Origin of the sequence: Sanguibacter antarcticus (genome assembly GCF_002564005.1) — a bacterium.
Taxonomy (GTDB): Bacteria; Actinomycetota; Actinomycetes; order Actinomycetales; family Cellulomonadaceae; genus Sanguibacter; species Sanguibacter antarcticus.
On sequence record NZ_PDJG01000001.1, the window covers coordinates 1694859 to 1706880 of the forward strand.

At 68.1% G+C, this 12022-nt stretch carries 13 protein-coding genes and 1 other RNA gene; 1 reads left to right on the forward strand and 13 read right to left on the reverse strand.

The features are described from left to right. Positions 1 to 18: 18 nt before the first annotated feature. The 9 genes from ATL42_RS07740 to ATL42_RS07780 form a co-directional block, all read right to left on the reverse strand. Positions 19 to 936, reverse strand: a complete 918-nt coding sequence (locus ATL42_RS07740) for a leucine-rich repeat domain-containing protein (protein WP_143556714.1) — start codon at positions 934 to 936, stop codon at positions 19 to 21. A gap of 10 nt (positions 937 to 946) precedes the next feature. After that, positions 947 to 2122 carry a 23S rRNA (uracil(747)-C(5))-methyltransferase RlmC gene (rlmC, locus tag ATL42_RS07745; RefSeq protein ID WP_098454856.1) on the reverse strand — a complete coding sequence of 392 codons (1176 nt, stop codon included), beginning with the start codon at positions 2120 to 2122 and terminating at the stop codon, positions 947 to 949. 120 nt (positions 2123 to 2242) lie between these two features. After that, positions 2243 to 2610, reverse strand: a transfer-messenger RNA (tmRNA) gene (gene ssrA, locus ATL42_RS07750). A gap of 124 nt (positions 2611 to 2734) precedes the next feature. Further along, positions 2735 to 3244: an SsrA-binding protein SmpB gene (gene smpB / locus ATL42_RS07755; protein WP_098456423.1), complete on the reverse strand. Its 510-nt coding sequence runs from the start codon at positions 3242 to 3244 to the stop codon at positions 2735 to 2737. Between the two features lie 185 nt (positions 3245 to 3429). Beyond that, positions 3430 to 4806, reverse strand: coding sequence for a M23 family metallopeptidase (locus ATL42_RS07760; RefSeq protein WP_098454857.1), 1377 nt, complete (start codon positions 4804 to 4806; stop codon positions 3430 to 3432). A 1-nt stretch (position 4807) separates the two neighbouring features. Further along, the gene (ftsX, locus tag ATL42_RS07765; RefSeq protein WP_098454858.1) at positions 4808 to 5722 is read right to left on the reverse strand and encodes a permease-like cell division protein FtsX; all 915 of its coding nucleotides are present in this window, start codon (positions 5720 to 5722) and stop codon (positions 4808 to 4810) included. Between the two features lie 12 nt (positions 5723 to 5734). Beyond that, positions 5735 to 6424 carry a cell division ATP-binding protein FtsE gene (gene ftsE, locus ATL42_RS07770; RefSeq protein ID WP_098454859.1) on the reverse strand — a complete coding sequence of 230 codons (690 nt, stop codon included), beginning with the start codon at positions 6422 to 6424 and terminating at the stop codon, positions 5735 to 5737. 177 nt (positions 6425 to 6601) lie between these two features. After that, positions 6602 to 7720: a peptide chain release factor 2 gene (gene prfB / locus ATL42_RS07775; protein WP_098454860.1), complete on the reverse strand. Its 1119-nt coding sequence runs from the start codon at positions 7718 to 7720 to the stop codon at positions 6602 to 6604. Positions 7721 to 7864: 144 nt separating this feature from the next. Then, positions 7865 to 8566, reverse strand: a complete 702-nt coding sequence (locus tag ATL42_RS07780; RefSeq protein WP_098454861.1) for a type 1 glutamine amidotransferase domain-containing protein — start codon at positions 8564 to 8566, stop codon at positions 7865 to 7867. A 149-nt stretch (positions 8567 to 8715) separates the two neighbouring features. Here ATL42_RS07780 and ATL42_RS07785 point away from each other — a divergent pair, with 149 nt between their 5' ends. Further along, complete coding sequence (locus ATL42_RS07785) at positions 8716 to 10197, forward strand: threonine/serine exporter family protein (RefSeq protein WP_098454862.1); 1482 nt, start codon at positions 8716 to 8718, stop codon at positions 10195 to 10197. Between the two features lie 130 nt (positions 10198 to 10327). On the opposite strand, the gene ATL42_RS07790 is transcribed toward ATL42_RS07785, so the two are convergent. From ATL42_RS07790 to ATL42_RS07805, 4 genes are read right to left on the reverse strand one after another with little or no spacing between them, the layout of a single operon-like run. Then, positions 10328 to 10816 (reverse strand): pilus assembly protein TadG-related protein, encoded by a 489-nt coding sequence (locus ATL42_RS07790; RefSeq protein WP_098454863.1) that lies wholly within the window; start codon positions 10814 to 10816, stop codon positions 10328 to 10330. Beyond that, entirely contained in the window at positions 10813 to 11331 is a 519-nt protein-coding gene (locus ATL42_RS07795; RefSeq protein ID WP_245862291.1) for a pilus assembly protein, read from the reverse strand. The genes ATL42_RS07790 and ATL42_RS07795 overlap by 4 nt, the downstream gene beginning before the upstream one ends. After that, a complete protein-coding gene (locus ATL42_RS07800) occupies positions 11328 to 11744 on the reverse strand; it encodes a TadE/TadG family type IV pilus assembly protein (protein WP_245862731.1) in 417 nt (138 codons plus the stop codon). The genes ATL42_RS07795 and ATL42_RS07800 overlap by 4 nt, the downstream gene beginning before the upstream one ends. Further along, on the reverse strand, positions 11741 to 11992 hold the full coding sequence (locus ATL42_RS07805; protein ID WP_169925297.1) for a hypothetical protein: 252 nt from the start codon (positions 11990 to 11992) through the stop codon (positions 11741 to 11743). Before ATL42_RS07805 ends, ATL42_RS07800 begins: the two co-directional genes overlap by 4 nt. Positions 11993 to 12022: the final 30 nt, after the last annotated feature.

Sequence of the window (12022 nt, forward strand, 5' to 3'; positions counted from 1 at the left end):
CGGTCCTCAGGCGAAGACTCAGGCGAAACCGCCGACGTACACGCCGCTGGCCTCGAGCTCCTCGAGCCCGGACGTCTCCGACGGGTCCGACCCCGTGAAGTCGACCCCGAGCAGAGCCGGCAGATCACGGAGCTGTGTCACGTCGGTCAGCGGGTTGCCACCGATCCACAGCTCGTCGAGCACGGGAAACCCTGTGAAGGCGGACGCGTCGGGGATCGTGTTGTCGGTGACGTCGAGCATGACGAGCACGGGCAGGTCCGCGAGCGGCCCGACGTCGGCCACCACGTTGCGCCTGGCCACCAGCCGGTTGAGGGCCTGGAGGTCGCCGAGCGGCGAGAGGTCGGAGACCTGGTTGCCGGTGATGTCGAGCTCGACGAGCCCGTGGAGAGCCGCAAGAGGTCCGATGTCACGGATCGCGTTGTCGGCGAGGCCGAGGAAGCGCACCGTCGTGAGGTCTTCCAGCGGGGAGAGGTCCTGGATCTCGTTGCCAGAGAGGCCGAGGTCGGTGAGCACCGGGAGGTCCCGCAGCGAGGCGAGGGAGCTCACTCTGGTGTTCGTCAGGGTCAGCCTGCCCAGCTTCGCGTGGCCAGCGAGCGGGCCGAGCTCCCTCACCGCGTTCCCGGACAGGTCCACGCCGGCGAGCGAGGTGAGTCGCTCGATCCCGGCGAGATCGACGATGGACTGCGCCGGGAGCGCTGCCGGGTCGTTCGCGACAGTGCGGTCGACCCGGCAGGACAGGGTGAGGACACTGTCGAGCTCGTCCTCCGACACAGCGTCCTCGGGAGAGTCGACATCGAGCGACTCGGCGACGCAGGCAGCGAGGGCCGGGTCGGGGAAGAGATCTGTGAGCGACGTCTTCGACGCCAGCAGGGAGCACCCGGCGAGAGACGAGGCGCCGAGCGCGGCGAGCAGGACGACGACAGGAGCTCTGTGCACGACGACCATGCTACGAGTGGACCCGTTCGAGGAGCATGACGACCTCGTAGTGGCGGGTCTGCGGAAACATGTCGAGCACCCGCGCCCGGCGGGGGCGCAGCGACGGCATGGCCGCGAGGTCGCGAGCGAGCGAGCCGGAGTGACAGCTCGAGTAGATGACGTGCTGCACGTTCGACTGCTCCAACCACGCGCACAGCTCTGCCCCGATGCCTCGCCGGGGAGGATTGACGATGACGAGGTCGGGCGCCGGGACGACGGACGTGGCACCTGCGTCGCGTGCGAAGACTGTCGCGTCCCCGGTCGCGAACGCGACCCTGTCGAGCCCTGCCTCGCGGGCGCTGAGCGTCGCGCTCGCGATCGCCTCGCTGCTCACCTCGATGCCGACGACGTCCCTGTCGGCTGTCGCGCCGCTGGCGTCCGTCGCGCAGTGCAGGGCGAACCCGCCGACTCCGCAGTAGAGGTCCCACACCGTGGCGGGCGCGAGCTCGTCGACCCACTGCTGAGCCTGCCGGTAGAGCGCTGCGGCGACGTCGGTGTTCGTCTGGAAGAAGCTCTGAGGGCGCAGGTGCATGTCGATGCCGTTGAGACGCATCGTGAGCGTCTCGTGCTCGGTGAGCAGGATCTCCGTCTCACCTTCGACGACCGCCTTGTGCTCCGGCTGGAGGTTGACGGACACGACCGCGAGGGCAGGCAGCGCTGCCTGCAGAGCAGGAAGGTGCTTGCGGATCCGCGTCACGGCCTCTTGAGAACGCAGGACGAAGCGGAGCATGAGCTCACCGTCGGGCGACTGCGTGACAAGGAGGAGCTTCAGCTCACCGGCGCGCCGAGCGACGTCGTACGGCTCGATGGCTGCCCGCGTGATGAAGTCGGCGAGCAGCGGAAGAATCTCGGTGAGCGACGGCGGGTAGAGCGGGCAGCTACGCAGGTCGACGCCCAGCAGCGTCTCGTCGAGGATGCCGAGCGTCGGCGCAGCGACCGTGCCACCGACGACCATCTTCGCCTTGTTGCGAAACCCGGACTCCGCGCTGGCGACAGGCGCCGACCAGACGAGGTCGTCGCTGCCGACCGCCACGTCGCCGAGCACGTGCTCGCAGTGCGTCTGCTTGCCCGCGAGCTGGTCGGCGTACGGCTGCTCGATGAGCGTGCACGAACGGCACCGTTCCGCGACGTAGTACGAGCAGTGCATGCGTCCGAGCCTACGGGACCAGGGCTCCCGAGCTGCCCCAGAGGAACAGACGGGAGGATGCAGACGTCAGAAGGCCGCCCTCCGTAGAGGGCGGCCTTCTGACGATCACACAGGGTGCTCTGGTGGAGGTGCGGGGAATCGAACCCCGGTCCGGTGACGCAAATCCACGACTTCTCCGGGCGCAGTCTGCTATGGAATTTCTCGGCCCCAGCACTCACGCAGACAAGCTGCTGACAGGCCCAGTCGTCTAAAAGTCCCTGTGACGCCAACGACGAACGTCACAAGCAGTGGCTTCCTAGATGACGCTAGGAACCAGAGCGGAAGCTACCCTGGGCTAACGGACTTCAGGACTCGCTCAAGCGGCGAGTGCGAAGTCGGTGCGCTTGGAATCGGCACCTATTGATTTGCAGGGAGCGTTTACGAGATAACCCCACATCCTCGGCCCGCTTCTCGTGTAAACACGACCACCGTCGAAACCGATCACCCCCTGTGCAGTTGTCAACCATCCGCCGCACGGTTGTGATGCCGTAGCGCCGAACAGGTCCAGCCTACTGGATGAACACCTCGGACGGCGCGCTTATTTCCAGCCTGCTCGTCAGCGGCTGCCGAGCGTCAGCGGATCTCGCGGGCCCGCATCGCCCGCTGAGCCTCACGGTTGTCCTGCTGCTCGCGCAGCGTCTGGCGCTTGTCGTACTCCTTCTTTCCTCGGGCGAGGGCGATCTCGACCTTCGCCCGCCCGTCGAGGAAGTACATCTGGAGCGGGACGATCGTGTAGCCCTTCTCCCGCGTGTGCTGCTCGAGCGTCTCGATCTCGTGGCGGTGGAGCAAGAGCTTGCGCTTGCGCCGTGGCGCATGGTTGGTCCAGGTTCCGTGGGCGTACTCGGAGATGTGCGCTCCCTCGAGCCACACCTCACCACCGTCGAGAGCGCAGTAGCCGTCGACGAGCGAGGCGCGCCCGGCGCGCAGCGCCTTGACCTCGGTCCCGGACAGGACCATGCCCGCCTCGAAGACGTCCTCGATGGCGTAGTCGTGCCGCGCCTTCTTGTTGCTCGCGATGAGCTTGCGCACAGGAACAGGTCCCGACAGCTTCTTGGGGTGCTGCTTCGAGCCGTCCGGCACCATGTACATCTTGGCCATGACCGTCACACCTCCAGGTCGTCGTCAGGGTCGTCCCGCCGCTGCTGTCGTTGCACCGGGTGCGGCCACAGAGGACCACGGACGGTGCAAGCGTAGATCACGGCCCTTCGACGCACGAACTCTTTACGACCGCTCCGCTCAGGGCGCAGCGGGACGGCCCTGCACGTGCCTCAGAGCATGGTCATCGGGTTGACGGTCGCACCGTTGACGTACACCTCGAAGTGGAGGTGGCACGCGGTGCCGACACCGGTGTTGCCCGAGTACCCGACGACCTGTCCCTTGGACACGCTCTGACCTGGGGAGACCGCGAAGCTCGTGAGGTGGTTGTAGCTCGTCATGAGGTTGGCCCCGTTGACGGTGCCGTGGTTGACGAGCACCTGGTTGCCGTACCCGTTGCGGTACTTGGTCCACTGGACGGCGCCCGCGGCGGCGGCGTAGACCTGCGTGCCGCAGTACGCACGGAAGTCCGTGCCCGCGTGGAGCCGTGTGTAGAGGAGGACCGGATGGAAGCGGTAGCCGTAGCTCGACGTGACGACGGGGACCGCCGTCGGATAGGACAAGAACTTGCCCCCCGTCGAGGGTGCAGCAGGCGCCGGCGCGGGTTGCGCCACAGGCGCGCTGCTGCCCGGGTTCGCGGCGGCTGCGGCTGCGGCCGCGTCGGCAGCCGCTTGTCGCTGGCGTTCCTGCTCCGCGGCGAGCTCGGCGCGCGCAGTATCCTGGAGACCGATGATGTTCTGGATGTCCGACGTGAGGAGCGCGCTCTCGTCGGCGAGCTCGTCGGCACGCGCCTGCTCGGCGTCCTTGCGGTCCTCGATCGTCTTCTTCTTCGCCGCCTGCTCGACGATGAGCCGCTCGACCTCAGCCTTCGCGTCTGCAGCGGCGACCGCTGCGGCATCAGCTTCGACGACCTTCGCATCGGCCTGGGTCTTGAGGTCCGCGATCGCAACCTTGACGGCAGCGAGGCGGACCTCGCTGTTCTTCGTGACAGCCTCCGTCTGACGGAGGTCGTCGAGGGAAGAGCTCTGCGTGCGCATGGCGGTCGACGCCATGTTGTACTCGCTGACGAAGTCGTCGGTCGACGTCGCACCGACCATGAACTCGAGGCCCGAGAGGCCCATGTCTCCGCGTGCTGCCTGGCGGGCCATCTCGGCGACACCGTTGCGAGCGTCCGTCGCCGCGGTGGTGTTCGTCTCGATCTCCGCGGTGAGCGTCGTCTCCTCGTCCTCGGCGTCGACGAGCCGCACGGCGAGCGCGTCGGCCTCGCGCTGAGCAGTCTCGAGCGTGGCGTTCGCCTGGAGCAGCGTCGCCTCGGCGACCGGCAGCTGCCCTTCGATCGTCTGCAGGTCGATGTACGCCTGAGCCAGCTGCGCGTCGGTCTCCGAGAGGTCGGCGGCCGTCTGGTCGAGCGCCGCCTGGTTCGCCGACTGCTTGCTCTGGGCCGCCGCGAGCCGGTCGTCGAGGTCGTCAGCGGACGCGGGCAGGATGCTCAGACCCCCGAGGAGGCCGAGCGCGAGAACAGCACCGAGTGCCGAGCGAAGTCGAGTCATGTCACACCTTCGTGTAGCGGCTCAGGGTGACGATCGAGGAGATCGCCGCCAGCAGGAATGCGACGCCGATGAGGACGGGCGCGATGATCCACACGTCCGAGGTCGTCACGTAGGGGATCCACTGGACGGACTGTCCCAGCCAGTCCTCGATGAGGTACTTCACACCGATCCACAGACCGCCGACGGCCAAGAGCGCCCCCACCGTAGCGGCGATAGCACCCTCGAGCATGAAGGGGAGCTGGATGAAAAATGTCGAGGCTCCCACGAGCCGCATGATGCCGGTCTCTCGTTTTCGGCTCAGTGCGGACAACCGGATGGTCGTCGTGATGAGCAGGACTGCCGCGAGGAGCATGACTCCAGCCAGCCCGGCGGAGAGCAGGGTCATGCGGGTCAGGACGAGGAAGATCGGCTCGAAGATCTGCCGCTGGTCCCGGACCTCCTCGACTCCTGGTCGCCCAGAGAGCACGTCGTTGATGACCTCGTACTCTTCCGGGTCGGTGAGCTTGATGCGGAACGAGGCGTTCATGTCGTCTTCGGAGACGCTGTTGAACCACCAGCGGTCGGCGAACTGGTCGGAGAACGTCACCCAGGCGTCGGCCTTGCTCTCGAAGGTGGTCGACTGGATCTCGCTGGCGACGTCAGGCGACGCGAGGAGGTCTTCGACCGCCTCGATCTGCTCGGTCGTGGCCTCGCCCGAGGCGCACGTGGGCACGGTCGACCCTTGGGGGCAGAGGTAGACGCTGATCTCGACCTTGTCATACCACTCCCCCTTGAACTTGGCGATCTGCATCTGGGTGAGGACCGCGGCACCGACGAAGGTCAGCGACACGAAGGTCACGAGGATGACCGAGATCGTCATCGACAGGTTTCGTCGAAGACCGATCCCGATCTCGGAGAGGATGAACTGGAAACGCAAGTGATTGTCCCCTTAGCGGGCAGAGCCGTAGACGCCACGGGACTGGTCGCGGACCAGCTCACCGGTGGACAGTTCGATGACGCGCTTGCGCATCTGGTCGACGATCTCGTCGTCGTGAGTCGCCATGACGACGGTGGTACCGGTGCGGTTGATGCGATCGAGCAGCCGCATGATCCCGAGAGACGTCGTCGGGTCGAGGTTTCCCGTCGGCTCGTCGCACAGAAGGATCGAGGGGCGGTTGACGAACGCTCGTGCGATCGCGACACGCTGCTGCTCGCCTCCGGAGAGCTCGTGGGGACGGCGCTTCTCCTTGCCGGAGAGGCCGACCATCTCGAGCGTCTCGGGGACGGTCGTCATGATGTGGTGGCGTGGCTTGCCGATGACCTGGAGAGCGAACGCGACGTTCTCGTAGACGGTCTTGTTCGGCAGGAGGCGAAAGTCCTGGAACACGGCGCCGATCTGGCGGCGCATGCTCGGAACCTTCCAGTTCGACAGGTTCTGGAGGTCTCGGCCGGCGATGAAGACGTTCCCGGACGTCGCGCGCTCCTCACGGAGGACGAGGCGCAGGAACGTCGACTTCCCGGAGCCGGACGCCCCGACGAGGAACACGAACTCGCCGCGCTCAACTTCTAGGGAGACGTCGTCAAGGGCAGGCCTCGCGCCTCGCGCGTAGACCTTGGTGACGTTCTCGAATCGGATCACAGCAGTCGACCGGTTCCTGTCTCGGGGCTGCGGCACGTGCCGCTGGTCGGTTCGAGGGTAGGCACGAGGCACCACGATCGACCTGCAGACACGCCGCCGAGCCCGGGACGCACAGGTTTGGGCGTTACCGCGCTGTATCGGTGCGCACAGGTGTCCTGGTCAGGGACGACGAGGGCGTCAGGACGTGGGCTTCGACCGGCGCCAGCGGATGCCAGCCTCGATGAAGTCGTCGATCTCGCCGTCGAAGACAGCACTCGTGTTGCCGACCTCGTGCTCCGTGCGCAGGTCCTTGACCATCTGGTACGGCTGGAGCACGTAGGAGCGCATCTGGTCGCCCCAGCTCGCCTTGACGTCGCCGGCAAGCTCCTTCTTCTTCGCCTTCTCCTGCGCCTGACGCTCGATGAGGAGGCGGGAGGCGAGGACGCGCATGGCCGCGGCGCGGTTCTGGATCTGCGACTTCTCGTTCTGCATCGACACGACGATCCCGGTCGGGATGTGCGTGAGGCGGACGGCAGAGTCGGTCGTGTTGACGGACTGTCCACCAGGGCCGGACGAGCGGAAGACGTCGACGCGGATCTCGTTCTCGTCGATGTCGATGTGGTCGGTCTGCTCGATGAGCGGGATCACCTCGACGGCAGCGAAGGACGTCTGGCGGCGGCCCTGGTTGTCGAACGGCGAGATGCGCACGAGGCGGTGGGTGCCCGCCTCGACCGAGAGGTTGCCGAACGCGTACGGCGCCTTGATCTCGAAGGTGGCGGACTTGAGCCCCGCCTCTTCGGCGTAAGACGTGTCGAGCACCGACGTCGGGTAACCGTGCCGCTCGGCCCAGCGCAGGTACATCCGCATGAGCATCTCCGCGAAGTCCGCTGCGTCGACACCACCGGCGCCGGAGCGGATGGTGACGACCGCCTCGCGGGCGTCATACTCCCCCGAGAGAAGAGTCTTGACCTCGAGCTCGCCGAGGTCCTTGCGGATGCCTGCGAGCTCGTTCTCGGCCTCGGCGACAGTCTCTTCGTCGTCAGCGCCGTCGCCCTCGGTCGCCATCTCGACGAGCACCTCGAGGTCGTCGATCCGCGACGCCATGCTCGTGATGCGGTTGAGGTCCGCCTGCGCCTGGGAGAGAGCCGTCGTCACCTTCTGGGCGGCGTCGGTGTTGTCCCACAGGTCCGGCGCGGACGCCTGGTCGGAGAGCTCCGCGATCCGGATCGTCAACGCCTCCGGGTCCGTCACGGCGCTGATGGTCGCCAAGGTGCCGCGCAGAGCGCTGATCTGGGTTGCAAAGTCGGTGGTAGCCACGATCCTCAAGGTTACGCGACAGCGCGGGCGTAAGGGACGGGACCGGTAGAGCAACGCCCCCGGAACGACCCCAGGGGCCGTAGACCGGACATCTGGACGTCGCCCACCAGGCCCGTCTGTGTACAAGTGGTTCCCATGGGACCGCTATGCGGCAGCTGCCGCGATGAGCACCGTGGCGAGCTGCGCGGACGACGCAGGGTTCTGGCCCGTGTAGAGCGTGCGGTCGCTCACGGTGTGCTCGGTGAACGGGTCCGCCTCGACGAAGTCGGCGCCGAGCGCGACGAGCCGGGACTGGACGAGCCACTTCGCCTTGTCCGCGAGGCCGCCGATACGCTCTTCCGCGTCGGTGAAGCCGGTCATGCGGTATCCGGCGAACGGCCAGCTGCCGTCCTCCCGCCGGGACGCGAGGAGAGCTGCGGGGGCGTGGCACAGGATGCCGAGCGGGACGCCGGCGTCGAGCGCCTGCGTGAGGAGCCTGCCTGAGGTCTCGTCGACGGCGAGGTCCTCCATGGGACCGTGCCCGCCCGGGTAGATGATCACGTCGTAGTCGGTGACGTCGATGCCGTCCAGGGTCTCGGGGTGGGCGAGCAGCCCGGCGATGGACTCGAGGTAGGCCGCGATCTCGGCTGCACGATCCTCTCCCCCGGTGCTGGCGGGCGTCAGGCTGCCAGCATCGACGGTGGGAGCCGTGCCACCGGGTGTCGCGAGGGTGATGTCCCAGCCCGCTTCGGTGAAGAGGCGGTGGGGTTCGGCCAGCTCTTCGGCCCAGTAGCCGGTCGGGTGCTTCGACCCGTCGGCGAGCGTCCAGTGGTCCGCAGCAGTGACGACGAACAGAACCTTGCTCATGAATGAACCTCCGGAGGGTGTGCTCGACGAGGTCTTCGCCGACTGTCCATCTGAACAGATCCACGTCCGTCGAGCATCCCGAGCCGGAACGAGGCCCCAGCGCCGGGTGCGGAAGCAGCGAGCGGCGTTCAGCCCCGTAGACTTGAAGCATGGGACGGTGGCTAGACGTCGGAAACCTTGTCCGACGTCTCAGCGGCGGCACCCCGCAGCTCCAGGCAGGCCTTCGGTCGCGGCCCGAGGGACTCGACTCGGCCACCGTGCGCGGCGTCCTCGAGCTCGGCCTGCGGGTCGGTGAGTCGATGCTCGCTCTCGGCGCGTCGGCGGTCGACGTCACCCAGGCGATCCGCACCGTGATCCGCGCGTTCGGGCTCTATGGCACCCAGATCGACCTCACCTTCACGTCGATCATCGTCTCGTACGACCGTGGTGACGACCTGCCCGTGACGATGATGCGCATCGTGCGTGACCGGATCCCGGACTACGGCCGGCTCCAGGACGTGGTCGAGCTGGCGCAGAGCGTCGCTGCGACCAAGGTCGCCCCTGAGGATGCACCGACTGTCCTCGAGGAGGCACACACCCGCCTCGACGAGGTCGTCAGCGCCCCGCAGACCTACCGACGCTGGGTCATCACGGTCGCGCTGTCCGGCATGGCAGGTGCCGTGGCCGTCCTGCTCGGTGGCTCGCTCGCCGTCACGGTCGTCGCAGCCGCCACGACCGCCGCGATCGACCGTGTCGTCTGGGCGCTCGGGAGACGAGGCCTGCCCCCGTTCTTCCTGCAGGTCTCCGGTGCGGGGATGGCGGCGCTCGTCGCCGTCGGGCTCTACCTCGCGGTGCCGCACCTGCCCATCGAACCCACGCTGCTCCCGCCCTCGCTCGTCGTCGCGTCCGGGATCGTCGTCCTGCTCGCCGGCCTGTCCCTCGTGGGCGCCGCAGAGGACGCGATCTCCGGCTTCCCCGTCACGGCTGCCGCACGGTCCTTCGAGGTGATCGTGCTCACCCTCGGCATCGTGGTGGGCATCATCGGTGTGCTCGACCTCGCACGCCGCCTCGGGGTCCCCCTCGTCCTGTTCGAGCCGCCGACGGCGACGTCGCACGTCGTCCTACGAGCCTGCGCCGCCGGGGTCGTCGCCCTCGGCTGGGCCGTCGCGTCGTACGCCCGGCCCCGCGCAGCCGTGGTCGCTGCCGGGATCGGGGCTCTCTCCTGGTGCGTCCTGACCGGGATGCAGGAGCTCGGTGCGGGTCAGGCAGTCGCCTCGGCCGTGGCGGCCCTGATGGTCGGTGTCCTGTCCGAGTGGGCGTCGCCTCGCCTCAAGGTGCAGTCGATCGTCACGTCCGTGTGCGGGATCGTGCCGCTCCTTCCCGGTCTCGCGATCTACCGCGGGCTCTTCGACATCGTGTCCAACACGTCGACCGGGATCATCCCCGGGTTCTCCGAGCTCTTCGGAGCGATCATGATCGGCCTCGCGATCGCCGGCGGCGTCACCCTCGGAGAGTTCCTGGGCGCCCCTCTGCGCCTGGGGACGAAGGGCGGCGGACGCACCCGCAGCGGTGCGATGCGCGGAGTCACCACACGCAACCTGCGCCAGCTCCGACGACGCGGGGCGAGCGTCGGTCGGCAGGCGGACAGGTAGGACGAGCACGTTCAGGACACCCGCAGCGCCGTCCGTAGCCCCGTGCGAACGACGGACGAACCCGTGGCTGCCCAGGTGGGACCGCACCCAGGAACCGATGAAGTGCACGCGGCCGATCGCAATCAGTCGGCTACGGCTCCCAGGCGCGTGCTGTGGACTCCGCGGTGAGGACGACGCCGTCGGAGAAGAGGCTCGTCACCGGGCTGATGAGCGTCGGTCTGGCTCGCGAGGCGAGGACGATCCTCGCCGTCCGGCCGTCGGGCGACGTCGCGGACACGACGGTCACTGCTTCGAGCCCGGCCGTCACTCCGGGGTTTGCCGCCAGGTACTCGGCGACCGCAGCGCGAACGCCCTCGTCCGTGAGCGGCGCGTGCGATGCGTCGCCCGGGGGCTGCTCAATACCGTAGATCGAGCTCTCGTCGATCGAGTCCGCTGCCTCGAGGGCGAGGTTGTCAGCCAGGTCCAATAGCCGCTTGCGCTCGAGCTGGATGCCGGTGAGCGACACGATCACCGTGACGAGCAGCAACAGGACGATCGTGAACCCCAGGGCGAGAACCATGATCTGGCCGTCGTCGGACCCCGGGTCGGGCCTGCGTCGCCGAGCCGCCACCGCGCTCACTCCCCCGCCTCCTTGTACTCGTCGACCGGAGTGACGATCCGCGCCGAGACGGGGATCGAGAGCGGTAGCCACGAGTCGGCGCCGCCTCCGAGACCAGGAAGGGTGACGTCGACACGCACGGTCGTCGTCACGTCCGACCCTGGTTCGAGGCACACGACCGTCGAGCACGAGACGGTCAGGGCACCGGCAGGGCTGATCGACGAGAAGCCCTGGTCCGCGAGCGCCAGCCCGACCGCGGCCTCCGCCCGGCGGGAACCGTCGGCGACGGAGCCCGCGAGAGAGAACGCGCGCCCGGCCTCTTTGGCGGCGCCCTCGCTCGCGAACGTCGCGGCCTGGACGCGGCCGAGGGTCACCACGAGGTAGAGCGTCGGGATGAGGAGGATGACCGCGGCGCCGAGGAACTCGACGAGCGCGCTGCCGGAGTCCTGCTCTTCTCCGGTCGTCCCGGTGGCTGCGGTCAGGTGGGAGCGGATGCTCGCCGCCGAGCGACGCAGCACCTCACGGATCGCGGTCACGGGAGCTCCTCGACGAGTGCGTGCCCGTCGACGGTGAGGACGCCTGCGGGCCCCCAGAATCCGATGACCGGGAGCGGTGCGCTGACGCTCATGCGGACGGTGCGGACGTCGGCGGCGACCTCGTACGTCGCAGACACGTCGTGCGTGTAGCGCTCGCCGAGGGCCGCGCCAGCGAGCGCGACGGTGCGCGCTTCGCCGTCAGCGAGGCCGCGGTCGGCCCGCCCGGCGACCCGTGCGCCTTCGGCTGCGCTGTCGATGAGGGTCGACCGCACGTGCAGGACGATCGCGACCTGGATGACACCGAGGAACATCGCGGTGACGAGCACGGACACGAGGACGAAGTCGACGACTGCTGAGCCCTCGTCGCCTCGTCCTCGTAAGGCCCACGACCGAGCGCTCTGGTGGGTGGTCAGGGCCCCGTGACGCTGTTGAGCGAGTTGGTGAACATCGTGGTGAGCGCGGGGCCTGCCACTGCCCAGATCGCGACGACGAGGCCGGCGGTCATGAGGGTCACGAGGACCCATCCGGGGACGTCGCCGCGGTCGGACGGACCTGATGCTGCTAGACGGCGGCGCCATGTCGGCGCCGTGGTCACGCGACCGAGCGCGGCGTGCGCTCGCTGTCCGACGTGGCGGGTGAGGGTGCTCGTGCGGAGGGTCATGGTGTTCCTCTCGGTGGTGCGGTGGGTCAC